The sequence below is a fragment of the Micromonospora sp. GCM10011542 genome (genome assembly GCF_042650685.1).
Classification (GTDB): domain Bacteria; phylum Actinomycetota; class Actinomycetes; order Mycobacteriales; family Micromonosporaceae; genus Micromonospora.
Genome location: NZ_JBHSBO010000007.1, coordinates 147,945 through 170,741, shown reverse-complemented (window position 1 = coordinate 170,741; position 22,797 = coordinate 147,945). Strand labels below are relative to the sequence as shown.

General features: G+C 71.0%; 17 protein-coding genes and 1 tRNA gene. 11 read left to right on the top strand and 7 right to left on the bottom strand.

Annotated elements, in window-relative coordinates; genetic code table 11:
• Positions 1-98: 98 nt before the first annotated feature.
• Positions 99-677 carry a dCTP deaminase gene (dcd, locus tag ACFOW4_RS02315; RefSeq protein ID WP_377523962.1) on the bottom strand — a complete coding sequence of 193 codons (579 nt, stop codon included), beginning with the start codon at positions 675-677 and terminating at the stop codon, positions 99-101.
• A 99-nt stretch (positions 678-776) separates the two neighbouring features.
• Here dcd and ACFOW4_RS02310 point away from each other — a divergent pair, with 99 nt between their 5' ends.
• Positions 777-1,334 carry a pyridoxamine 5'-phosphate oxidase family protein gene (locus ACFOW4_RS02310; RefSeq protein ID WP_377523961.1) on the top strand — a complete coding sequence of 186 codons (558 nt, stop codon included), beginning with the start codon at positions 777-779 and terminating at the stop codon, positions 1,332-1,334.
• Between the two features lie 74 nt (positions 1,335-1,408).
• Here the strand turns inward: ACFOW4_RS02310 and ACFOW4_RS02305 are convergent, their stop codons facing one another.
• Positions 1,409-2,392 (bottom strand): zinc metalloprotease, encoded by a 984-nt coding sequence (locus ACFOW4_RS02305; protein WP_377523959.1) that lies wholly within the window; start codon positions 2,390-2,392, stop codon positions 1,409-1,411.
• A gap of 248 nt (positions 2,393-2,640) precedes the next feature.
• On the opposite strand from ACFOW4_RS02305, the gene ACFOW4_RS02300 reads away from it, so the two are divergent.
• A tRNA-Gly gene (locus ACFOW4_RS02300) sits at positions 2,641-2,714 on the top strand.
• 343 nt (positions 2,715-3,057) lie between these two features.
• On the opposite strand, the gene ACFOW4_RS02295 is transcribed toward ACFOW4_RS02300, so the two are convergent.
• Positions 3,058-3,525, bottom strand: coding sequence for a hypothetical protein (locus ACFOW4_RS02295; RefSeq protein ID WP_377523958.1), 468 nt, complete (start codon positions 3,523-3,525; stop codon positions 3,058-3,060).
• A 905-nt stretch (positions 3,526-4,430) separates the two neighbouring features.
• Between ACFOW4_RS02295 and ACFOW4_RS02290 the strand changes: the two genes are divergently transcribed.
• The 4 genes from ACFOW4_RS02290 (at position 4,431) to ACFOW4_RS02275 (ending at position 11,620) form a co-directional block, all read left to right on the top strand.
• Complete coding sequence (locus ACFOW4_RS02290; protein WP_377523956.1) at positions 4,431-6,029, top strand: cell wall-binding repeat-containing protein; 1,599 nt, start codon at positions 4,431-4,433, stop codon at positions 6,027-6,029.
• Between the two features lie 243 nt (positions 6,030-6,272).
• Complete coding sequence (locus ACFOW4_RS02285) at positions 6,273-8,309, top strand: cell wall-binding repeat-containing protein (protein WP_377523955.1); 2,037 nt, start codon at positions 6,273-6,275, stop codon at positions 8,307-8,309.
• 271 nt (positions 8,310-8,580) lie between these two features.
• Positions 8,581-10,593, top strand: coding sequence for a cell wall-binding repeat-containing protein (locus tag ACFOW4_RS02280; RefSeq protein WP_377523953.1), 2,013 nt, complete (start codon positions 8,581-8,583; stop codon positions 10,591-10,593).
• A 148-nt stretch (positions 10,594-10,741) separates the two neighbouring features.
• Positions 10,742-11,620: an LLM class flavin-dependent oxidoreductase gene (locus ACFOW4_RS02275; protein WP_377523952.1), complete on the top strand. Its 879-nt coding sequence runs from the start codon at positions 10,742-10,744 to the stop codon at positions 11,618-11,620.
• Positions 11,621-11,653: 33 nt separating this feature from the next.
• Here ACFOW4_RS02275 and ACFOW4_RS02270 read toward each other — a convergent pair whose 3' ends face one another.
• The 3 genes from ACFOW4_RS02270 to ACFOW4_RS02260 all read right to left on the bottom strand — a co-directional run bounded on the left by ACFOW4_RS02270 (position 11,654) and on the right by ACFOW4_RS02260 (position 14,936).
• Complete coding sequence (locus tag ACFOW4_RS02270) at positions 11,654-12,085, bottom strand: ASCH domain-containing protein (RefSeq protein WP_377523951.1); 432 nt, start codon at positions 12,083-12,085, stop codon at positions 11,654-11,656.
• Between the two features lie 177 nt (positions 12,086-12,262).
• The gene (locus tag ACFOW4_RS02265; RefSeq protein WP_377523949.1) at positions 12,263-14,221 is read right to left on the bottom strand and encodes a cell wall-binding repeat-containing protein; all 1,959 of its coding nucleotides are present in this window, start codon (positions 14,219-14,221) and stop codon (positions 12,263-12,265) included.
• Positions 14,222-14,384: 163 nt separating this feature from the next.
• The gene (locus ACFOW4_RS02260; protein ID WP_377523948.1) at positions 14,385-14,936 is read right to left on the bottom strand and encodes a phosphoribosyltransferase family protein; all 552 of its coding nucleotides are present in this window, start codon (positions 14,934-14,936) and stop codon (positions 14,385-14,387) included.
• Between the two features lie 211 nt (positions 14,937-15,147).
• On the opposite strand from ACFOW4_RS02260, the gene ACFOW4_RS02255 reads away from it, so the two are divergent.
• The 5 genes from ACFOW4_RS02255 (at position 15,148) to ACFOW4_RS02235 (ending at position 22,211) form a co-directional block, all read left to right on the top strand.
• The gene (locus tag ACFOW4_RS02255) at positions 15,148-17,340 is read left to right on the top strand and encodes a N,N-dimethylformamidase beta subunit family domain-containing protein (RefSeq protein ID WP_377523945.1); all 2,193 of its coding nucleotides are present in this window, start codon (positions 15,148-15,150) and stop codon (positions 17,338-17,340) included.
• A gap of 247 nt (positions 17,341-17,587) precedes the next feature.
• On the top strand, positions 17,588-18,220 hold the full coding sequence (locus tag ACFOW4_RS02250; protein WP_377523944.1) for a septal ring lytic transglycosylase RlpA family protein: 633 nt from the start codon (positions 17,588-17,590) through the stop codon (positions 18,218-18,220).
• Between the two features lie 100 nt (positions 18,221-18,320).
• Positions 18,321-19,448 carry a PP2C family protein-serine/threonine phosphatase gene (locus tag ACFOW4_RS02245; protein ID WP_377523942.1) on the top strand — a complete coding sequence of 376 codons (1,128 nt, stop codon included), beginning with the start codon at positions 18,321-18,323 and terminating at the stop codon, positions 19,446-19,448.
• 126 nt (positions 19,449-19,574) lie between these two features.
• Positions 19,575-21,431: an acyl-CoA dehydrogenase gene (locus tag ACFOW4_RS02240; RefSeq protein ID WP_377523977.1), complete on the top strand. Its 1,857-nt coding sequence runs from the start codon at positions 19,575-19,577 to the stop codon at positions 21,429-21,431.
• Positions 21,432-21,941: 510 nt separating this feature from the next.
• The gene (locus ACFOW4_RS02235; protein WP_377523941.1) at positions 21,942-22,211 is read left to right on the top strand and encodes a DUF6458 family protein; all 270 of its coding nucleotides are present in this window, start codon (positions 21,942-21,944) and stop codon (positions 22,209-22,211) included.
• Positions 22,212-22,252: 41 nt separating this feature from the next.
• Here the strand turns inward: ACFOW4_RS02235 and ACFOW4_RS02230 are convergent, their stop codons facing one another.
• Complete coding sequence (locus tag ACFOW4_RS02230) at positions 22,253-22,792, bottom strand: SixA phosphatase family protein (protein WP_377523939.1); 540 nt, start codon at positions 22,790-22,792, stop codon at positions 22,253-22,255.
• Between the last annotated feature and the right edge of the window lie 5 nt (positions 22,793-22,797).

The following is a 22,797-nucleotide window of genomic DNA, read 5'->3' as shown; positions in this document are numbered from 1 at the left end:
CGCTAAGCTCCTAACCGTCACCAGCTAAGCCACCGCGTTGCAACGACCCCTCGAATCCGCCCGGTAGAGGAAGGGGCCCTTCTTAACGCCCGTCGGGGTCAGCGGGTCGGCCAGGTGCGCCAGTGCTGCCAGGACCGGCTCGGCGTCGGGCCGCGCTGCCCCTGGTAGCGCGAGCCGTAGACGGCCGAACCGTACGGGTGCTCGGCTGGCGAGGAGAGTCGGAAGATGCAGAGCTGGCCGATCTTCATGCCCGGCCAGAGTGTGATCGGCAGGTTCGCCACGTTGGACAGCTCCAGCGTCACGTGGCCGGAGAAGCCGGGGTCGATGAAGCCCGCGGTGGAGTGGGTGAGCAGGCCGAGCCGGCCCAGGCTCGACTTGCCTTCCAGCCGCCCGGCGAGCTGGTCGCCCAGCGAGATCACCTCCAGCGTCGAGGCGAGCACGAACTCCCCCGGGTGCAGCACGAACGGCTCACCGTCGGGGACCTCCACCACCGAGGTCAGGTCGTCCTGCTGCATCGCCGGATCGATGTGGGTGTAGAGGTGGTTGTTGAAGACCCGGAACAGTCGGTCCAGCCGCACGTCGATGCTGGACGGCTGCACCAGCATCGGCTCGAACGGCTCCAGGCCCAGCGTGCCGGCCTTGATCTCGGAGACCAGGTCGCGGTCGGAGAGCAGCATCGGACCACCATAGCGAGGTATGGCGCACCCGCCCGATCCGGTGCCGGTGACCAGCGCGTCGAGGTCGCTCCTCGTACATTTGTTCGATAGAATGTCCACATGGCTTCCTGGTCCGATTTCGCCGCCGACGAGCCCCGACTCGCCGACGGGATACGCGTTCTCCTGCAGCAGTACGGGCCGGGCTTCGGCTACCTGGCCACCGTCCGCGCCGACGGCGGGCCCCGGGTCCACCCGGTCTCTCCGGTCATCACCGATGAGGGGCTGTTCTGCTTCATCATCGACTCGCCGAAGCGCCGCGACCTCGAACGCGACGGCCGCTACGCGCTGCACTCGTTCCCGCCGGAGGAGAGCGACGACGAGGCGTACGTGGCGGGGCACGCCCAACCGGTGACGGACCCGGCCCAGGTGGCCCGGCTGGCACAGAGCGTGCGGGCGGCGCCGCAGGTCGACTGGCGGCTGTTCGAGTTCACTGTCGACGTGGCGATGCTGGCCCGCCGCGACCACGCCCCCGCGATCGGCCCGGGTGACGCGCCCGGCCGGCCGGCCGTGCAGGTCTGGCTCGACCCGTTGGCCGCGCCCGCGATGACCGGCCCCACCGCCGTACCCGAGCCGCGCCCGGCCCGCCGCGGCCGCGACGTCCACCGCTCCGCCGCCTGACCGGCGGTTCCTGGGGGGAAATGCCGGTGCCGGCCTCGTCGTGACGAGGCCGGCACCGGTGGTACGCGGAAGAGCTACGCCGCGCGGTACGCGTTCCACGCCGTCAGCATGCGGCTCGCCTGCTGCGGGGTGAACTGGTACATGCACGAGTCGTAGGTGTAGTCCATGAAGTTGGTGATCGGGTCCAGCCCGGTCGCCGAGCAGGTGTCGCGCCCGGTCGGGCACTCGAACGCCGGCGACGCCTCGGCCGGGGTGTCCCCGACGCTGTCACCCGAGCCGCCGCAGCCGCCCTGGAAGGTGTGGTAGAGGTTCAGCCAGTGGCCCACCTCGTGGGTGCCGGTGTCGCCCTGGTTGTAGTTGGTCGCCAAGCCGCCCGGCAGCGACTCGCTCAGCACGACCACACCGTCCATGCTGTTGAGCCTCCGCTGCGGGAAGGTCGCCCAGCCCAGCAGGTCTTGGCTCAGCTCACCCAGGTAGATGTTGAGCGTGTTCTTGCCGCCGACGCGCAGCGAGGTCTTCATCTGGCGCTCGGCCGACGACCCCTCCACGATCGGGTACCACGCCGGGTTGGTCACTCGATTGATCTTGTCGAGCCGGAAGGAGAACGCGGTGGCCGCGCCGCCGGTCCCGCCGGCGTAGGCCTGGTTGAGCACGTTGATCTGCGAGGTGATCAGCGAGTCCGGGATGTTGCCGCCGGCCCGGGTGCTGTCCCGCTGGATTACGTGCACCACCACCGGGATGGTGACGGAGGCCAGCGTCCTGGCGCCGGCGCCGAGCCGGGTGTTGGCCCGCTCGCGCAGTGCTGCGGCCAGGTCGGCCTCCCGCTGGCGGAACTGCTTGGCGGTCAGCTCGTTTGGTTCGTGCTTCGCCGCACCGCCGGGCTTCACCCGGGCGTTGGCGTGGACGTCGACCGGCTCGACACAGGCACCGCCGGGCGCGGCGGAGAAGGCCGAAGCGGCCGGAACGACACCGACCGCCGCGGTGCTCAGCAGCAGCGCGAGTGTCGTCGATGCGACGCCGGCGGCACGCCGGGTCAGCATGTTGGGACGAAGTCCCATGGGCCCACCTCTTTCTGGCGGCGTGACAGGGGGTTATGTCACGCCGTGGCTGGCAACGTGCGGCAGACGTTACAACCCATCGACCGATTTGAGAACGGACGTATGTTGCCACAGGGAAACTTCTTCGTGTGTGGGGGTGGCCCAGAGGCGATGAATTGTCATCTCCGCGGTGCTGGCGGGTGGTGGGGCCGGCCCGCGGGGGTACCTGGGTGCACCGGCTCGGTGACTCAGGTACAGTGGTGCCGCCTGCGGGTGTAGTTCAATGGCAGAACATCAGCTTCCCAAGCTGACAGTGCGGGTTCGATTCCCGTCACCCGCTCCACGATCAAGGCCCTGGCCAGGACGACAGTCCCAGCCAGGGCCTTCGATATCGCAGCGGCCGTTAGCGCCGGTGGGCCATCCGCGGGCCACTGGCCACGCTTCTTGCCCGCCTTCTTGTTCTTGACCTCTTAAGGATCAAGGCGGCCCGCAAGGGGGCCGCGCCGGCCCGGCCCCGGCCTGCTGGCGACCTTCGGCCGGCATCGGCCGGGCCGGCCAGCCACGCTGACGGACGGCAAGATCTCGGTCGGAGACTGCCCGACGAGGAGATCCGGCTCCACACCGAACACGCTTACTACCGGCGCGGCTGCTGTTGGGCAGCACGCGGAACCGCAACCAGCCGGAGACTAGTCTCCGGTGGCCGGACCACCGCCAGTTCGCGCGGGCGCCGTCAGCGCGGCGGCCAGGGCGTCCGCATCGCGACGTGCAGGCCACGGAAAGCGCAGCTTGAGATCCGCCGCTTCACCGTCTGCTGTCAAGACGACAACACGGGTCAACCGACCGCGAACATCGGACGCACGCAGGATCGGACGCGGCACCTCACCGAGCACGTTCTGGGTCGGTCGGCCAGTCACTTGGTTCATTGCGAAGAACAGCAGACGCCTATCAGTCAACAGCACATACTGCTTCACCGCGACAGAGAACGCGGTGAACAGGCCGCCGGACAAGACAGCTGTCGTTACCCCCATCAAGACCTGGTCCTTCGTCGAGACAGAGCCAACGATCGCCACGCTGGCCACCTCAACACGCTCGCCCTGCTGCAGGAACGGCGACGCCGCATCGATGAGCCGCTGTCTGGCCTTCTCAGCACCCACGGTCGCCTCCGTCTTCGCCGTACCAATTCCTGAAGTGAGCGCTTTCCATGATCAATAGCCGGCCGACCCTAACGAGGCTTCGCGATACCGGTCAACCCATGATCCGTCCATGTCCGGCCGAGCCGTTAGGCCGAACCGGGCGACGAACGCCGGCACCTCCCCAGAGCCGGCCGACCAGCACGCCGACGGACCAGGTGGTCGGGGCGTGCCGCTGGCGGCAGTCCTCATCCAGTCCTCAAGACGCCCGACCGTGACCATCGACGCTGAGAGATGCCGCGAGGCATCTCCGCACGTCAGGCCAGTCGAGGTCAGGTGGGCACGGGTCGCCAACTTGATCTCGTAACGCGTAGGTCATCCGTGCCACCCACGTGCCAGTAGCCCGTACCGCCGACGGTCACCAGCGGGCAGCCCCTGGGTGATGGCCCGATCCGCGGCCTGTCCGGCTCCACCACGAAGGCCCCGGCCAGGACGCGGGTCTCAGCCCAGCCTTCGACGTGGTACGGCCGCGTCGGCCGACGGCTATATAGTCGCCGGTGCGCGCTGCCCCCGTCCGATCAATCGACGCACGGAGTGAGGCGCGCTTTCCAGCAAGGAGTGTCCACGTGCCTCGAACTCCGATTCGAGGGCCGGTCGCTGTTGCGTCGGCCCTCGCAATCGCTACGACCGTTGTGCTGGCCGGCGGTACGCCCGCGACGGCCAGTGTCCCTGGCTCGGGCAACGTACTGACGAGCAGTAACGGCGGAACGGCCATCAGGTTCCACGGGGACCCGTCCCGGACGTCCCTCAGCTCGCCGGACACCATCACGGACGCCGCCTGGTCTCCGGATGGCAGTCAGGCGGTCTACCTCGACCAGCAGGCGGGCATTCAGAGAATTCGGTACAACGACGGCGCGACCCGCTACACGGTGAGCTCACCACCGGATGGCGGGATCCGACGCAGCAGCCTGACCTGGTGGGCTGACGGCAGCGCTGTCGCCTGGTCGGAGAAGGCCTCAGCCAGCGCCCCCTGGCGGGTGGCGACGGAGCAGGTCGGGGGGCTTCTGGGCAACAGCTGGCTCTCGCCCAGGGACGGGAAGCACTATCTGAACCCGGATGGCGGGCCCGGCCGGCTGGTGGTGTTCCAGCGTCAGGACGACAACGGCTCGGGCCAGCCGACCGGGCAGCCGGCCGTCATGCTGTACGACGGTTCGCAGGAGGGGTTCGAGCGCTGGAGACTCGTCGACGACGACGGGTCCAATCCGTCGATCTCGCCGGACGGTTCCCGGGTGGCCTTCGTTCGCGCCGGCCGGATCGTCGTGTCCGATCTCGCCGGTGGCAACGAGGTGACGGTCACCCCCGCCGGCGTCCAGTACGACAACCCCACCTGGTCGCCAGCCGGCACCTCGTTGGCGTTCAGCAGGGTGACGTCGACCGGTGCGTGGCCGGTGTACACGGCGTTGGCGGACGGTACGGCCGCGCCGTCGGCGGTGCCGGGTCTGGACGGTGTGCCGGCGTATCAGCCGCGGACGAAGGAGCGGGTCGCGCGGATGTCCGGTGCGAACCGGTTCGAAACCGCGGTGGCGGTGTCCCGGTCGCGATGGGCTGACCGCGGGGCCACCGCGGTGGTCCTGACACGGTCGGACACCTATGCCGACGCGCTGAGTGGCGCGGCGCTGGCGGCGGAGAAGGGCGGCCCGCTGTTGTTGACGCCTCCCGGCCGGCTGGAGCCGACGACGAAGGCGGAGATGCAGCGGATCCTGCTGCCGGGACACAGCACCGTCTACCTGTTGGGTAGCACCGGGGCGCTGTCGAAGGCGGTCGAGGATCAGGTCCGGGCGATGGGCTACTCCGTGGAGCGGCTCGCTGGCGTGGATCGCTTCGCGACGTCGGTGGAGATTGCGAAGGCGATCGATCCGAATCCGGATCAGATCCTGCTGGCCACGGGGATGAACTTCCCGGACGCTCTGGCCGCTGGTGCCGCTGCCGGTGCCACCAACGCAGACTTCGAGCGCTACGAGTCCGCGGTGGTGTTGCTCACCCGGAATGAGGTGATCCCGCCGGTGACGAAGGCGTTCCTCGACGCGCAGCCGAAGGACCAACGAATGCTGTACGGCATCGGGATTCAGGGCATGGCCGCCGCCTACGCGTACGACCCGGTCGGTCCGTACGTCCGTGGGCTCGGGGGCGAGACCCGGTACGAGACGGCGCACCAGGTCACCCTGGAGTTCTTCGAGGGCCAGCGGTACACCGGCTTCGCCACCGGGACCAACTGGCCGGATGCGCTGACCGGCGGGGCGCTGATGGGCGTGCTCGGTGGCCCGTTGATGCTCACCCGGGGCACCGACACCACCCTCGCGGCCCCCGGGGTGTCGCTGCTCAAGGAGTCGAGCGGGTCGGTGCACACCGGCCTGGTCTTCGGCGCGTCCGCAGTGGTGAGCCCGTCGCAGCAGACGCAGATCGGGACGTGGCTCGCAGGGCCGCTCGGGGCCACCTCGGTGAGCAACCCCACGAACCTCGGACGTTAGTCCCCAGCGGACATCGCACAGCCCTGCTCGGACGAACCCCTCCAAGCAGGGCTGTGCCCTACCTGGGGCCTACCGGCCGAACCGCTCCATCGTTCAGCCAGATGTCACCACCCCATCGGCGATTTGGGGCTGCGCGGAGCTTAAAGATCTCCTAAGGTGCTACCCATCTGCGCCGCCCCGCGCCGGATCAGCCGGCGGACGGGTGCCATCTCCAACGGCGCGCCTCATCAGCAGGGAGTTCCCTTGCCTTCATCTTCCCTTCGCAGGTCCGCGGCCCTCGCCTCGGCCCTCGCGGTCGGTTCCACCGCGCTCGTGGCGGGCGCCCCCGCCGCCAGCGCCAGCCTGTCGGGCTCCGGCAATGTCCTGACCACCAGCAACGGCTCCGCGTCGCTCGGGTTCTACAACGACCCGAGCCGGAGTTCGCTGTTCAATGAGTACGGCGAGACGATGCGGGACGTGTCCTGGTCGCCCGACGGCAGCGTCGCGGCCTACGTCAGCCAGTACGGCGGCATCAACACCCTCCGCTGGGACGGCCAGGGCTGGTTCCCGAAGGTCGCCGAGGACGAGGACCCGAATGTGCTCCGGGAGAGCACCACCTGGCGGGGCAACGGCTCCAGCATCATCTGGGCGGAGAAGCCTTCCGGCCTGCCGTGGCGGATCCGCACCACGCCGAGCTCCTCGTTCTACGACCCGACTGGCCAGCTCAGCCCGGCCAACGACACCCGGCACTACCGCAACCCCGACGGCGGGCGGGACCAGAAGGTGGTCTTCGAGCGTCACGAGGACAACGGGGGCGGCCAGCCCGCCGCAGCGTCCAGCGTGGTGCTCTACGACCCGGCGAAGCCGGCCGACCAGCGGATCACGCTGGTCGACGGAAACGGCTCCGACCCGGCGCTGTCGCCCGACGGCACCAAGGTGGCCTTCGTCCGCGACGGCCAGATCATCGTCTCCGACCTGAGCGGCGGGAACGAGGTCGTCGTCACCAGCAACAGCGGGGTTAAGGACAACCCGGTCTGGTCGCCGGACGGCAAGACCATCGCCTTCAACCAGGGCAGCACCCCAGTGGCGACGGCCCTGGCCGACGGCTCGCAGGCAGCGGCCCCGCTCAACGTTCCCGGCGCCAGCGGCGTTCCCGCCTACCAGCCGCGGAACAAGGACCGGGTCGCCCGGCTCGCCGGTCAGACCCGGTTCACCACCGCCACCGCCGTCTCCCAGTCGCACTGGAAGACGGCGACCAACAGTGGCGACACGCGTGAGCAGGCCCAGGCGGTCGTGCTGTCCCGGTCCGACACCTTCGCCGATGCGCTGGGCGGCTCGGCACTGGCTGCCGCCAAGCGTGGCCCGCTGCTGATGACCACTCCGACCGCCCTGGCGCCCGCCACCCAGGCCGAGCTCCAGCGGGTGCTGGCACCGGGCCGCACGGTCTATCTGCTCGGCGGCACCGGCGCGCTCTCCGTCGGTGTCGAGAACTCGATCCGGGCGCTCGGCTACAACGTGGTGCGGGCCGCCGGCGCCGACCGGTACGCCACCTCCGTGGAGATCGCGAAGGCGATCGACCCGAAGCCGGAACTGGTCCTGCTGGCCACCGGCACCAACTTCCCGGACGCGCTCGCGGCCGGCGCCGCGGCTGGCTCGTTCGACTACCCGGGCAGCACCGAGTCGGCGGTGGTGGTCCTCACCAAGGGGGCCCAGATGCCGGCGAGCACCAAGAGCTTCCTGGACACCCTCCCGAAGGCCGACCGCGTGCTGTTCGGCATCGGCGGATTCGCCAGCACGGCCGCGACGAACTACGACGGCGACGACGCCATCGAGGTCTGGGGCGAGACCCGCTACGAGACCGCGCTCTATACCGCCTGGGTGTTCTTCGGCGGGCAGAACCACGTCGGGCTCGCCACCGGCACCAACTGGCCGGACGCGCTCGCCGGCGGCGCGCTGATGGGCCTGCTCAACGGCCCGCTGATGCTCACCCCGGGCATGGCCGGCTCCCTCGGCCTCGACGCCGAGTACCTGCTCGCCGACGCGAGCGGCTCCGTCCGTGACGTGCTGATCTTCGGTGGGGCCGGCGTGGTCAACGACGCGCAGCGCGACCAGGCCGGTTACTGGATCGGCGGCCCGCTCGGGTCGAACCGGGTCGACAACCCGACCGATGTCGGGCTGACCGCCCGCAGCGGCGCCAACCTGCGTACCGCGGGCGCTCCGGTGACCGGCACTCACCGGACCGCGAAGGAGGCGGCCGAGGCCGCCAAGTCGGTGCGCGAGCACCGCGCCAGCCTGAGCTGAACAAGGCACCTCAGAAGGGCCCGGCCGATCTCGGCCGGGCCCTTCGCCGTTGGCTCGTCCCGAGCGAGGGTGGCCGCATGGTCCGTTCTGTCGGGTCAGCCGATAGACGGGTGACTCGCTAAGCTGTCGGCAGCGCCGCCGCGGCCCGCTCGGGCCCGCCCGCTCAGCTTCTTCGATCGGCGCAACGTCTTCCCACCGTCACGTCAACCGGTCCTTCGCCCGTCCCCTCCGACGGCGCACCGTACGAAACGGGGAGTTCCACTTGTCATCCATGTCTTCGCGCCGTGCGCTGGCGCGCGCCTCGGCGCTCGCGATCGGCGCCGCCGGCCTGGTGGTCGCTGCGCCGGCCGCCCATGCCAGCCTGCCCGGCAGCGGCCAGGTGCTGACCATCAGCAACGGCACCAGCTCGGTCCAGGTCATCAGCGGCACGACTCGTTCCACATTGAAGAATCCCGACGGCGAGGCGATGCGGGACGTGTCCTGGTCACCGGACGGCAGCCGGTTGATCTACCACGCCCCCGACGGCAAGATCAAGTCTCTCCGGTACACCGGCGCCGACACGGTTCGGGAGGTCAACTTCTTCGCTTCCAGCGACATCGAGCGGGCGGGCACGTCCTGGCTCGGCGACAGCAGCAGGGTGGTCTGGGCGGAGAAGTGGAACACCTCCCCGTACTCGAGGTGGTCCATCCGGATCGCGGAGAGCACCTGGAGCGGCTGGTCCGAGTCGATCTACGCCGGCGACTCCACCAAGCACTACCGGAACCCGGATGGCGGCCCCGGCCGAACGGTCGTCTTCCAACGGGAGGACGACAACGGCAGCGGTCAGCCGACAGGTCAGCCGGCCGTGCTGCTCTACGACGGCGCCAAGCCGGAGTACAAGCAGGTCACCGTGGTGGACGAGCACGGCGCCAACCCCGCGCTGTCGCCGGACGGCAGCCGGGTCGCGTTCGTCCGGGACAACCAGATCATCACCTCCGACCTCACCGGCGGCAACGAGGTGGCGGTCACCAGCAACGCAGCGGTCCACGACAACCCGACCTGGTCCCCGGACGGCTCGACGATCGCCTTTAGCCAGGGCACGACGGTGGCCACCGCGCCGGCCGACGGCTCACGTGCCGACTCGCCCACCGTCGTCTCCACCACCGGTGGGGTGCCGGCGTACCAGCCGCAGAAGAAGGACCGGGTCGCCCGGCTCGCCGGCGTCAGCCGGTTCGGCACCGCGGCCGAGGTCTCCCGGTCGCACTGGGCGACCGCCGGGGACGCCAACGACAAGCGGGCGAGGGCTGGAGCGGTGGTGCTGTCCCGGTCGGACACCTTCGCCGACGCGCTCGCCGGCTCAGGTCTGGCGGGGGCCAAGCGCGCACCGCTGCTGTTGACCCCGCCGACCAGCCTGGAGGCGAACGCCCGGGCGGAAATGCAGCGGGTGCTGGCCCCCGGTGGCACGGTCTACCTGCTCGGCAGCGTCGGCGCGCTCTCCAGCGCTGTCGAGGACGAGGTCCGAGCCCTGGGCTTTCAGGTCAAGCGCCTGGCCGGCGCGGACCGGTTCGCCACGGCGGTCGCCATCGCCAGGGAGGTCGATGTCGACCCGGCGTTCGTGTTCGTGGCGACCGGCATGAACTTCCCGGACGCACTCGCCGCCGGTGCCGTCGCCGGTGGCGAGATCTTCCCGGGCACCACCCGCGGTGTGGTGGTGTTGAGCAAGGGAGCCGCGTTGCCCCCGGCAACCAGGTCCTACCTGGAATCGCTGGTCAAGCCCTCGGTGTGGGGGATCGGAGGGCACGGCTCCGCCGCCGCGCAGACCTTCGACCCGGAGTCGTATGGCCTGTTCGAGGCGGACCGCTACGGGACTGCCGCCTACGTGGCGCAGATCTTCTTCCATGGGCAGCAGTATGCTGGCATCGCGACCGGGTCGAACTGGCCGGACGCGCTCGCCGGTGGGGCGCTGATGGGTGCCCTGAACGGCCCGCTGCTGCTCACTCCGGGAACGGCAGCCGATCTCGGCGTCGCGGCGCGGGACTCGCTCGACGAGACCAGCGGCGCGGTGAGCCAGGGCCTGGTCTTCGGTGCGGCCGGTGTGGTCACCGACCGGCAGGCGGCCCAGGTCGGGGCGTGGCTCGGCGGTCCGCTCGGCTCGACCGTGGTGACCAACCCCACCGACGTGGGTGTCACGCTGCGGGGCGCTCCGACGGCGACTGACGCCGCGACGGCACGCGCCGCACAGGACGTGCAGCGGGCTGCCGTCGCCGAGGCGGTGCGCAACGCGCGGCAGGCCGCCAAGCGGTAGGACCACGATCGGCGCGACGCGGCAGGCCGCGCCGGACCGGTAGGGCGAAAGGGAAGGGCTCGGCCATGACGGCCGGGCCCTTCCTCGTGGCGGGGGACGGCGGCCGCGCCCGGCCCGGCGCTCGCTGCCGGGACGTAGGCTGGCGATCATGCGGATTGGCATCGTGATCCTTCCGGACCAGCGCTGGTCCGAGTCCCAGCGTCGCTGGCGGCAGGCCGACGAGTGGGGCTTCGACCACGCCTGGACGTACGACCACCTGGGCTGGCGCGATCTGGTCGATGGGCCCTGGTTCGACTCGATGACCACGCTGACCGCCGCCGCCACGGTGACGTCCCGGATCCGGTTGGGCACCCTGGTGGCGTCGCCGAACTTCCGGCACCCGGCCGCGTTCGCCCGGCAGATCACCGCGGTGGACGACGTCTCCGACGGTCGCCTCCTGCTCGGTCTGGGAGCCGGCGGCATCGGCTTCGACTCGGCCGTGCTGGGCGGCGAGACGTTGCCGCCGCGCCAGCGGGTCGACCGTTTCGCCGAGTTCACCGAACTGCTGGATCTGATCCTGCGCGAGGACGGCACCACCTGGCGCGGCGAGTGGTTCGCGGCGGTGGACGCCCGCAACAATCCGGGCTGTGTGCAGACGCCCCGGTTGCCGTTCGTGGTCGCCGCCAACGGGCCGCGCTCCATGCGGCTGGTGACCCGGTTCGGGCAGGGCTGGGTGACGACGGGCACCGGTGAGGAAGATCTGGAGAGCTGGTGGGGGGGCGTGGCGGCGCTCTGCGAACGGCTCGACCGGACCCTGGACGCGGCCGACCGCGATCCGGCCACACTGGACCGCTACCTGTCGCTGGACGCGGCACCCGCGTTCTCGCTGCGCAGCGCGGAGTTCTTCGCCGACCAGGTCGGCCGGGCCGCCGCGCTGGGCTTCACCGACGTGGTGACGCACTGGCCGCGCGCCAGCAGTTGGTACGCCGGCGACGAGGAGGTCCTGGTGGACGTCGCCACCAGGTTGCTGCCGGAGCTGCGCGGCTGAATCCCCGGCCGACGCGGCGGGGAGCGCCGCAGGTCAGGTGCTCAGGTCCCCGCTCGCGACCCCGCCCGCACCGGCGGAGATCAGCCGGAAGCGCAGGCAGACGATGTCGCTGTCGTCGTCGACGGGCGTGCCCACCCGCGCCCAGTAGGCCGAGTGGCCCGCCCGCCACTCCTCGATCGAGCGGTCACCCTCGCCCTCGGAGCGGGCGAAGTCCCAGGGCACGTCGGCGAAGCGCACGATCTCGACTCCGGTGATCTCCACGAGGCCGGCCAGCGCGCCCTCGTCGTCGACCAGGACCAGCCGCTCGCCGACCTGCTCCAGCTCCTCGCCCTCCTGGGCGTACTCGCTGAGCAGGCCGGCGGTGGCGGTCTTCACCCCCGCCAGTACCAGGGTGTTCAGGGTCGCCCGCAGCTCGCCGGGCGTGCCGAGGGCGAGGGTGCGCAGTCCACCGATCCGAGGCCACATCCTGCCGAGGCTACCGGCTGCCGTCCCCACTTCGGGCCGCTGCGCCGGTGCGGTGAGCGGACCGGCGGCGACCCCGGGGAGCAGGCGCGGCTGTCGGGGGCACAGGGCCGCCCTCGGCCCTCGGCAACGCGACGGGGCCCGGCCGATCGGCCGGGCCCCGCTGCTGTTACGCCTGAGTCAGCGGCGCTTCTCGGCGAACCGGTCGGCGACAGCCTCCGCAGCCGCCTTGAAGTCCGCCACCGTACGCGGAGCGCCGGTCGCCTCGGCGGCGGCCGCCCGCTTGGCGGTGGTGGCCTGGACGCCGGTCGCGGCGCGCTGCACGTCCGTCGGGTTGTTGGCGGTCGTGAAGCCGGCAGGACCGCTGATGGTCTGGCCGAGGCCGTCCCGCTGGATGTCGTTCAGCACAGCGGAACCACCGAACATGATGCCGGTGTGGATGGAGCCGGCGAACTCGTCGCCGACCGCCCACAGGTAGTCGCCGATCCGTGCGCCGTTACCGGGGGCCAGCACCAGCGGGGCGTCGAGCGACGCCATCAGGGCGCCACCGGCCAGCGCGTCCGGCCAGTTGCCGCCGGTCGCCACGCCGATGTGGTTGAAGCCGCCGAAGAAGACCCAGGCGACCAGCGCGGCGGTCTCGTAGCGGTCGGTACCCACCAGCGGCGCCGGCAGGTAGGCCTGGGTCGCGAGGTCGGAGGCGCCACCGACGCTGAAGATGCCGGTGGTGTCCGGCAGGGCGTCGAGGTAGGCCTTCGTCGCCGGGGTGAGGCCGGCGCCCTTGGTCAGGACCACGACGGCGGAGACACCCTTGCCGGGCAGGTTCTGCGCGCCGGCGGCGGCACCGGCGGCGAGAGCGTCCGGGAAGTTGGCGCCGGTCGCCGCGAGCACCATGTCGGGGGTCGGGTCGATGGCGTTCGCGATGGAGACCGACGTGGCGTAGCGGTCCGCGCCGGAGAGCCGCACGGTCGCGAAGCCGAGAGCCTTCACCTGGTTCTCGACGGCGGTCGAGACCGCGCCCGTTCCGCCGAGCAGGTAGACCGTCTTGCCGGGCGCGAGGACCCGGGTCAGCTCGGCGGCGGTCGCCGGGTGCAGCCCCGCCGGCTTGGTCATGAGCAGCGGCCCGTTCTTGGCGGCGGCGAGAGCCGACCCGCCGAGGGCGTCGGCGAAGTTGTCCGACCGGGACAGGACGGCCGCGTTGGCCTTGGCGCGCGGGTCGGAAGCGTTGCTACGGCTGGCCCAGTGCGACTGGGAGATCGCCGTGGCGGTGGTGAAACGCTCCGACCCGGCGAGCCGGACCACGCGGTCCTTCTTGATGGGCCGGTAGTCCGGTACCCCGGAGAGGCCGCTGACGACGGTCGGGGTGGCGCCGGCGGTGGTCGGCGCGGTCGCGATGGCCGAACCCTGCGCGAAGGCGACCTGGGTGCCGTCGGCGTTGAGCACCGGGTCCGACTTGACCGCTCCACCGGAGGTCACCTGGACCTCGCTTCCACCGGCCGCGCTGACGGTCCAGACCTGACCGCCCCGGATGAAGGCGACCTTCTGGCCGTTCGCGGAGATGGTCGGGCTGGCCGCGTCCGTGGCGATGGGGGTGAAGACGTCCCCGTCCAGGAAGCCGATCTCCGGCGTGCCGGTCGGGTTGCCAGCGCCGTCGTCGCTCTGCCGCTGCACGACGATCCGCTGGTCGGCGTTGGTGTCCGGCTCCAGGTAGTGCTTGCCGTCGTTCGGCGAGCGCTGGGCGGACCCCCAGCCCTGACCGGCGAGGGCTTCCTGGATCCGCCACAGACCGCCGGCGGACCTTTCGGCCCAGACCACGGTGGATCCGTCACCCACCCACTCCGGGGTGGCGCGCTGGAGTCCGTCGACGTCCTGGTCGATCGGGTAGACGATGGAAGCTGGGAACAGCGGGGACTTGCCGATCGTCGCGATGTCGCCGCGGTTGTTGACGAAGACCGCGCGGCTGCCGTCGGGCGACCAGGCCGCGTCCGTGATGGTGTAGCCGTCTTCCGAGACGATCGGCGCGCCACTGGTGGTGGCGATGGTGACTGAGCCGTTGCTCGAGGTGAGGGCGCCGCTGGGGCCGTGGGTCGCGTACGCGGCGTTGGCGCCGCCGAACAGCGTGGTGACGCCGATGGCCAGCAACGTGGCACACGTTGCCGATCGGCGCGACAGAGAGGTTCGAAGCAAGGAAGCTCCTAGAGATCGATTCGCGCCGCGGCTGTGGGATCGGGTCCGGAGGACGGCCGGGGCGGCGCCGCTTCACAGTAGAGCAGGCCGCCCAGCCCACGCTGCCCCGCATCGCGGCTCAGGTCGTTAGGTCGCCACCGGTGACCAGGCCACGGACGCCGAGCTGGGTGGCGACCTCCGGCGGGCAGTCCGACACCACCGCGGCGGTGCCGACGGGTTTCGCACCACGGGCCGCACAGATGTCGTAGAGGGCGCGGACCTGCGCGCCCGTGGCCACCCAGTCGTCCACCACCAGCACCCGGTCGTCCGGCCCGAGGTGCCGCTCCCGGACAGCCAGGTCGACCCGCCGGCCCCGGAAGTCCGGAGGGCTCCGCGCCCAGGTGAGCGGGCCGGCGGGCAGACGGCCGTCGCCCGGCTTGTGCGCCGGGACGAAGCCGACGCCGAGCGCGGTCGCCGCGAGGGGCCCGAGCAGGAATCCGGTGACCGCCGGCGCGACGACCACCGTCGGCCGGGTTGCCCGGAACTGCTCCACGAGCGCCGGGCCGAGGGCGGCGAGCACGTCCGCGTCCCGCCACCAGCCCGACACGTCACTGACCAGGTGCGTGGAGCCGGGGCCGGGATCGATCCAACGACAGAGGGAGATGAGACGGTCGCGCAGATCGGCGGGCACCCCACCATCCTGCCGGTCAGCCGGTCAGCCGGTCAGCCGGACGGTCGCCGGAAGCTCCGGCATCGGCTGATCGACGGATCAGGGCAGCTCGTTCGGTCCGAACTTCGCCGGGCGACGGATGATTCGGCGGCCCATCCGGCACTGCGGGGCGGCACGTGAGCCCAACTCGCTCTAGGGTGCCTCGACAATCCGTGCGACTGAGGGGGCGGTCATGTCCGAGGGACTGAAACCGGACGGCGTCTCGCGACGTCGCGTGCTCCGCGACGGGGCGGTCATCGCGGCCGCAGTGCCGCCGCTGCTGATGGTCGATCCTGGCTCCGCGCCGGCCCAGGCGGCCGAGACGATCAAGGTCGACCCCCAGCAGCGGTTCATCCGGCTCGTCGGTGGCGGCAACGGGGTCATCTTCGCCATCCAGGCCGACGGCGGCCTCCTGTGGTATCGGCACCTGGGATGGCAGACCGGGGCGGCGACGTGGGCGAGCGGGTCCGGCCGGCGCATCGACTCCGGTTGGCACGGATACCGGGCGGTGTTCGGCGGCAACAGCGGTTCCCTGTACGGCGTACGGGCCGACGGAACGGTCCACCTTCGCCGGTACGTGCTCACCGACTCGCTCTCCGGCGCCGGATCGTGGGTGGACGAGGGCGAGGTCGGCCGCGGCTTCGACCGCTATCCCCGGTTGGCCGGCTTCAACGGCAGCATCTATGGCCAGGACAACAAGGGCCGGCTGTACTGGCATCACTACGTCCCCACGATGCGGCGGTGGACGGCCGCGGGGGTGTACCTCGGCAACCAGTTCCAGGACGGCATACTCCAGGCGGACGACTTTAACGTCATCTACGCCTACCGTTTCGGGAACCTCCACTGGTACCGCCACCTGGGCGGCCCGCGGTGGGCGTCCGGGTCCGGCATCCAGTTCGGCAGCGGGTACCGCAACATGGGCTACAACGACGGTCTGTGGTTCACCGGCCAGGGCGTCCTGTACGGCGTTTCGCCGGACCCGGCGGCCGCCACGCAGACCGGCACCCTCATCCAGCACCGCATCCTCAACTACCGCTCGGTGGGTTCGGACAACCGGGCGGTCTGGGCCAACAACGGGGTGGCGCCGAAGGTGGGGCGCGGCTGGACCATGCAGAGCCGGGCCGCCCTCCAGGGCTACCCGAACACCCCGAGCATCAAGCAGGGGGAGACGGTCCGGGTGGCCGTCTCGACGGGCTTCACGTCGTCCACCGCGTCGCTGGTCCGCCTGGCGCCGAACACCGAGAAAGAACCCACGGTCATGACGGACCCGATTCCGGTGACCGGAGGCATCCAGCAGCTTCCGCCCGGGTTCGTCACCGTGGGCTGCGGCTGGCAGGACCGGCTGACGTACCAGATCCCCGACACCTGGAAGCCCGGCCTCTACGCGGCCCGCCTGGAGGGGCCGCACCGGCTCCACCGGTACGTGCCGTTCGTCGTCCGCCCGGCGCAGGTGACCAACCCGATCGCGGTCCTGCTGCCCACCTTCACCTACAACGCGTACAACAACTGGGGCGGGCACAGCCAGTACTGCAAAGACCTCGCGGGCAGCCGCCCGTTCACCACCCGCCGGCCGTCCTTCGAGTGGAACATCGAGGACCCGGCGATGCACGACCACACGCTGTTTTCGGACCTGATGCTGCTGCGGTGGATGTCGCGGCAGGGCCTCGCGTACGACTGCTACGAGGACATGGACCTGCACGCCTCCGGAACGTGGCTGACCCAGTACCGGGTACTCGTGCTGGGCAGCCACCCGGAGTACTGGTCCGACGCGATGCGGCAGAACCTGGTCAACTACCAGGCCGGTGGTGGCCGGATCGTCTATGCCGGTGGCAACGGTCTGTACGAGCGGGTGCAGGTCGACGCCAGCCGCACCGTCGTGACGTACCGCCGGTCGAACGGGCTGCGGGACGCCTACGCGGCGCTGGGGCTGCCCGCCTCCCAGTTGGTCGGCGTCAACTATTCCAACCACAGCACGTACGCCCCGTACAAGGTGCTCCGCGACCACCCGCTGCTCGCGGGCACGGGCTTGACGGTGGGGAGCCTCTTCGGCCGGGACGGCTACAACGGCGCGGCGAGCGGTTGGGAGACCGACGGAATGGTCGGCCAAGCCGGCGAGGCGGTCGAGAGCCAGGTGATCGCCCGCGGGCAGAACCCTGGCGGCGGCGCGGCCATGGTGTTCATGGAGAAGCGGAACGGCGCGCTGGTCTTCAGCGCATCGTCGATCTCCTTCGTCGCCGCCCTCGACAGCGACCCGGCGATGTCGACCCTCTTCCGCAACGTCTTCGACCGGATGCTGGAGCCCGGCCCGGCGGTCCGGGCCACGAAGGTGCCGATGGAGCGCACCCGACCCGCGTCGCCGGTTCCCGAGCCGACGCATTTCGAGTAGTCACGGCCGGGTGGCGGGGCCGGGGGAAACCTGGTTCCGCCACCCGTCGGCGGCCAGCCGTGGGTCGCCGCTCCGGGCGACGTTTGCGCAGCTCATCGGCTGGGCCGAGCGGCCTATCCGGGGTCGGATGATCGGCTACACGTACCCGCGCAAATACGGGCATACCATCATGGTCACGTTGACTTCGGAAGTGCTTCGCTCGTTACGGTCCGACCCGGTTTGTTCAACCGACGAAAGGACCGGGCCGGTGGCAGGTAGGCACTCCCGTACCCGCATCTTCTCCTCCCCCGCGGGCATCGTGGCCACCGCGGCGGTCGGCGTCGCCCTCGCCGTCGGCGGCACCGTCGGCGCCGTGCAGCTCACCTCGGGCTCCCCACAGCCCGAGCCGGTCGCCGTCGAGCTGGCCCCCACCGGGGCTCCGAGCAGCCTCGCCGCCAGCTCGCCGGCCGCCTCGCCGAGCGCCAGCGCCTCGCCGAGCGCGACGGCCAGCCCGCAGTCGAGCCGGTCGGCGCAGGCCGCCTCCCGCGGCAAGGCCCGTACCGCCGCGCCGAAGCCCCGCCCGACCGTGAAGAAGACCGTGGCGGCCGCGAAGGTGCTGGACAGCGGTAGCTGCGGGGCGTCCTTCTACTCCGACGGTCAGCTCACCGCCAACGGCGAGTCGTTCAACCCGAACGAGCTGACCGCCGCGCACAAGACGCTGCCGTTCAACACCAAGGTGCGGGTCACCAACCCGGCCAACGGCAAGTCGGTCACCGTGCGGATCAACGACCGTGGGCCGTTCGTCGACGGCCGCTGCCTGGACCTGTCCCGGGCGGCGTTCGCGACGATCGCCTCGGTCGACGTCGGCGCGCTCACCGTGCGGTACGAGGTGCTGGGCTGAACCGATGGGCGGCGGCGATCGGACCGGTTGCTCCGGCCGGCCGGTCAGAACCTCCTCGGACGACGGGTCAGGTTCATTCACCCGTTCACGCCTATCGGGCATGCTGTCCCTCGTACCCACGCGACTCCTCCAGTCGGGCCGTAGCCCGCTGAGCCCCGGATCCCGCGCCGGCCTCGGCGCGGCCCTCGTCCTGCTCGCGATCGTGTCCGCGGTGGAGTTCGCGGACGGGTGGGTGGCGCACTACGTCGCGCTGATGGTGGCCGCTCCGTTCCTGGCCGCGGCGTTGGCGTCCTGGCGCGTGGTGCTGGGGGTGGGCGCCGCGGCCACCCTGATCGGGGCGGGCTTCGCCCTGGCCGAGCCGAAGATGTCGCTGGTGACCTCGGTGAACGTGGTCGGGATCGCGATTGCCACCGTGCTCGCGGGTGCGGTGGCGTCGATGCGGCAGCGGCAGGCCGAGCGGATCGCCGAGCTCTCCAAACTCGCCGCGGTGGCCCAGCAGGCGGTGCTGCGCCCGCTCGGTCCGCAGGTGGGCACGCTTTCGGTGGCGGGCCGCTACATCTCCTCGACCGCGACCGCCGAGATCGGCGGGGACCTGTACGAGGCGGTCGACACCCCGTACGGGGTACGGATGATCATCGGGGACGTACGCGGCAAGGGTCTGGACGCGGTCCGGCTGGCCAGCATCGTCCTCGGCTCCTACCGGCACGTCGCGTACGAGCGGGCCGACCTGCGCGCCATCGTCGCCGACCTGGACCGGGCCGTGGCCCGCAGCGTGGGCGACGAGGACTTCGTCACCGCCGCGCTGGTCGAGGAGCGCGGCGGCACGCTCACCATCGTCAACTGTGGGCATCCGTCACCGCTGCTGCTGCGCCGCGGCGCGGTGATCCCGCTGGAGCCGCCCGCACCCGCGCCCCCGCTGGGCTTCATGCCGGTGGTCCGGCCCCGGGTGGAGCGGCTGGAGCCCGGCGACCGACTGCTGCTGTTCACCGACGGCCTCGGTGAGGCCCGGCGGGACGGCGAGTTCTTCCCCACCGCCGACCGCGCCTGGCGGCTGCTCGGGCACGGCACGGTCGCCGACGGGCTGGCTTCGCTGGAGACGGCCCTGGTCGAGTGGGTGCACGGTCGGCTCGACGACGACATCGCCCTGGTCCTGATGGAGTACGCCGGCCCGCGTACCGGTGCGGCGGCGGCCGTGCCGAGCTGGGAGGTCGGAGCCACCGAGAGTTGATCGACGGCCGAACCGGAAGTGTGTAATCGCCGTCACTTGCGAGATCGGCTTGTCGCTGGCTACCCGCGAGTAATACAGTCGTGGTTACTGATCGGTAACACCTGTCCGGAAGCGGGGCCAGTGAGCATGACCCACTACAAGAGCAACCTCCGGGACCTCGAGTTCAACCTTTTCGAGGTCTTCGGGGCGGACCGGGCGTTCGGCCAGGAGCCGTACTCGGATCTCGACACCGACACCGCGCGCAGCTTCCTCGCCGAGGTCGACCGCCTCGCCCGCGAGGACCTGGCCGCCAGCTACACGGACAGTGACCGTAACCCGCCGGTCTTCGACCCGACCACGCACACCGCGCCGCTGCCGGAGTCGTTCAAGAAGTCCTACCAGGCGTTCATGGACTCGGAGTTCTGGCGGCTGGACCTGCCGCCGGCGCTGGGTGGCACCAACGCCCCGCGCGCCCTCTGGTGGGCGCTCGCCGAGCTGGTGCTCGGCTCGAACGCCCCGGTCTGGATGTACGCCTCCGGCCCGTCCTTCGCGCACGTGCTGCACGTCGAGGGCACCGAGCGGCAGAAGAAGTGGGCGAAGCTCTTCATCGACAAGCAGTGGGGCTCCACGATGGTGCTCACCGAGCCGGATGCCGGCTCGGACGTGGGCGCCGGCCGCACCCGGGCCGTCCAGCAGCCGGACGGCTCGTGGCACATCGAGGGCGTCAAGCGCTTCATCACCTCCGGTGAGCACGACCTGACCGACAACATCGTCCACTACGTGCTGGCCCGCCCGGTCGGCGTGGAGGGTGTCGGCGGCCCCGGCACCAAGGGGCTGTCGCTCTTCGTCGTGCCGAAGTACCACTTCGACGAGGAGACCGGCGAGCTGGGCGAGCGCAACGGCGTCTACGCCACCAACGTCGAGCACAAGATGGGCCTGAAGGTTTCCAACACCTGCGAGGTGACCTTCGGCGAGCACGGCGTGCCGGCCAAGGGTTGGCTGCTGGGCGAGAAGCACGATGGCATCCGGCAGATGTTCATGATCATCGAGTACGCCCGGATGATGGTCGGCACCAAGGCCATCGCCACCCTCTCCACCGGCTACCTCAACGCCCTGGAGTACGCAAAGAGCCGGGTGCAGGGCGCCGACCTCGTCCAGCAGGCGGACAAGACCGCGCCGCGGGTCACCATCACCCACCACCCGGACGTGCGCCGCTCGCTGCTGCTGCAGAAGTCGTACGCCGAGGGGCTGCGTGCCCTGGTCCTCTACACCGCGACCTGGCAGGACAGGGTCGCCATCGCCGAGGCGGCCGGCGACGAGAAGGCCACCAAGCTGGCCAAGCGGGTCAACGACCTGCTGCTGCCGCTGGTCAAGGGCGTCGGCTCGGAGCGGGCGTACGAGCTGCTCGGGCACGAGGCGCTGCAGACCTTCGGCGGCTCCGGCTTCCTCCAGGACTACCCGCTGGAGCAGTACGTCCGGGACGCCAAGATCGACACCTTGTACGAGGGCACCACCGCGATCCAGAGCCTCGACCTGATCTTCAGGAAGATCGTGCGGGACAACGGCAAGGCGCTCATGGCGGTCGCCGGCGAGATCCAGGAGTTCATCTCCTCCGAGGCGGGCAACGGCCAGCTCAAGGAGGAGCGGCAGGCGCTCGGCAAGGCGCTCGCGGAGATCCAGAACATGCTCGGCGTGCTGACCGGCTGGCTGGGCGAGGCGCAGGCCGGCGACACCCGCGCGCTGTACAAGGTCGGCCTGAGCAGCCGCCGGTTCCTGCTGGCCATCGGCGACCTGGTCGTCGGCTGGCTGCTGCAGAAGCAGGCCGACGTCGCGCTCAAGGCGCTGGCCGGCGAAGTCTCCGCCACCGACAAGGTTTTCTACACCGGCAAGGTGGCCGCCGCCCGGTTCTTCGCCCGTGAGGTACTGCCGCGCATCGGCGCGGACCGGCGGATCATCGAGGGTGCCGACCTGGAGATCATGGACCTGCCGGAGGAGGCCTTCTGACCGTGCCACGGCACGCGTGAAGGCTCCGGCCAGCACGACCCGGCACCGACGGCCGGCGGGCAGCAGCCCGTCGGCCGTCGCGCTGTCCGGGGCACGACCGCACCACCGGCTCGACCGGTTCGGCCGGATGCCGCGAGCGCGGCCCGTGCTCTGCGTGGACGGCGGCGACGGCGCGTCGGACTGGTCGCGTTGGTCCAGGCCGGTCCGAACCTCGCCTACCGTCCTTTGCTCTGCTTCAACCCACGCAACAGGTACGGCCGGTAATCGCTGCGTCGGTTGAAGCAGAGCAAAGGCGGCAGTCGGCAGGTGGTGGGGTGGGGTACGAGGGCGACCGAACGGGGTGCGAGCAGGCCGCTTCAGCGGGGAGTTCGGGCGCCGGCCGCGCGCAGCGGTGGCCCGTGCGCCCGCATTCGGCGACACCGGTCGGGTAGGCGGGCGGCGTGGCGGGTAACCGTCGCGGGACGACGACAGGGAACGCCCAGAGCCACCGCACGGGGGAGTGCAGCGCACATGGGTGTAGGAAGTGGCATCTTTCTCATCGCGATCGGCGCCATCCTGACCTTCGCGATACGGGCGAACGTCTGGTGGTTGGACCTGCGGGCGGTCGGCTGGGTGTTCATCCTCGCCGGGCTGGCCGTGCTGCTGACCACGCTCTGGTTCTGGCAGGACCGGCGCAAGCGGGCGCGGACGCTCATCGTGGAGGAGAACCGACTTTCGCACCCCACCGCGATGATGCCGCCTCCGCCCGACCCGCCTCCGCCGACCGCACCGCCCTCCTGACCGGTTCGTCCTGAGCCACCCACCGCCCGCCGGTGGGTGGCTCAGCCGCGTGCGGTGTGCCGGCTGGCGAGCGGGGCACCGCCCCGGTCCAGCCCCGCCCAGTCCGTTCTGGGTCGGTGCACCGCCAACTCCGTGGTGCGCAGCCCCTCCTCGTCGGACTGCTCCTCGGCGGTGAGCAGCGCGGAGAGCAGCGAGATGCCCGGATTGTGGGCGATGAGCAGCACCGTCCGGGCCGTCGGGTCCGCGCTGCGGACCAGGGTCAGCAGCTCTTCCGGGGTCGCGTCGTACGCGTCCGACTCGTAGCGGACCGTCGGGCGGGGGCCGGCGGGGCCACCCTCCGGCGGTGAGCCAGTCATGCCCAGCGCCACCCCGTGCCAGGTCTGCCGGGTACGCCGGGCTGTCGAGCAGAGCACGACGTCGGGCAGCAGCCCGTGGTGGGCCATCCAGGCGCCGGCCGCCTCCGAGTCGGCCTGCCCCCGGGTGGTGAGCATGCGCTCGGCGTCCGGGCCCTCGATGTCCTGCTCAGCCTTGGCGTGCCGGAGCAGCACCAGCGTCCTCGTCTCCGGATGCGCGTCCCTCATGCCCC

Bases quoted from the DNA above. Each gene is read 5' to 3' on its own strand.
- dcd (WP_377523962.1), bottom strand. From the start codon at position 677: ATGCTGCTCTCCGACCGCGACCTGGTCTCCGAGATCAAGGCCGGCACG.
- ACFOW4_RS02255 (WP_377523945.1), top strand. From the start codon at position 15,148: ATGTCCGAGGGACTGAAACCGGACGGCGTCTCGCGACGTCGCGTGCTC.
- ACFOW4_RS02280 (WP_377523953.1), top strand. From the start codon at position 8,581: ATGTCTTCGCGCCGTGCGCTGGCGCGCGCCTCGGCGCTCGCGATCGGC.
- ACFOW4_RS02230 (WP_377523939.1), bottom strand. From the start codon at position 22,792: ATGAGGGACGCGCATCCGGAGACGAGGACGCTGGTGCTGCTCCGGCAC.
- ACFOW4_RS02245 (WP_377523942.1), top strand. From the start codon at position 18,321: ATGCTGTCCCTCGTACCCACGCGACTCCTCCAGTCGGGCCGTAGCCCG.
- ACFOW4_RS02270 (WP_377523951.1), bottom strand. From the start codon at position 12,085: ATGTGGCCTCGGATCGGTGGACTGCGCACCCTCGCCCTCGGCACGCCC.
- ACFOW4_RS02305 (WP_377523959.1), bottom strand. From the start codon at position 2,392: ATGGGACTTCGTCCCAACATGCTGACCCGGCGTGCCGCCGGCGTCGCA.
- ACFOW4_RS02310 (WP_377523961.1), top strand. From the start codon at position 777: ATGGCTTCCTGGTCCGATTTCGCCGCCGACGAGCCCCGACTCGCCGAC.
- ACFOW4_RS02275 (WP_377523952.1), top strand. From the start codon at position 10,742: ATGCGGATTGGCATCGTGATCCTTCCGGACCAGCGCTGGTCCGAGTCC.
- ACFOW4_RS02235 (WP_377523941.1), top strand. From the start codon at position 21,942: ATGGGTGTAGGAAGTGGCATCTTTCTCATCGCGATCGGCGCCATCCTG.
- ACFOW4_RS02240 (WP_377523977.1), top strand. From the start codon at position 19,575: ATGACCCACTACAAGAGCAACCTCCGGGACCTCGAGTTCAACCTTTTC.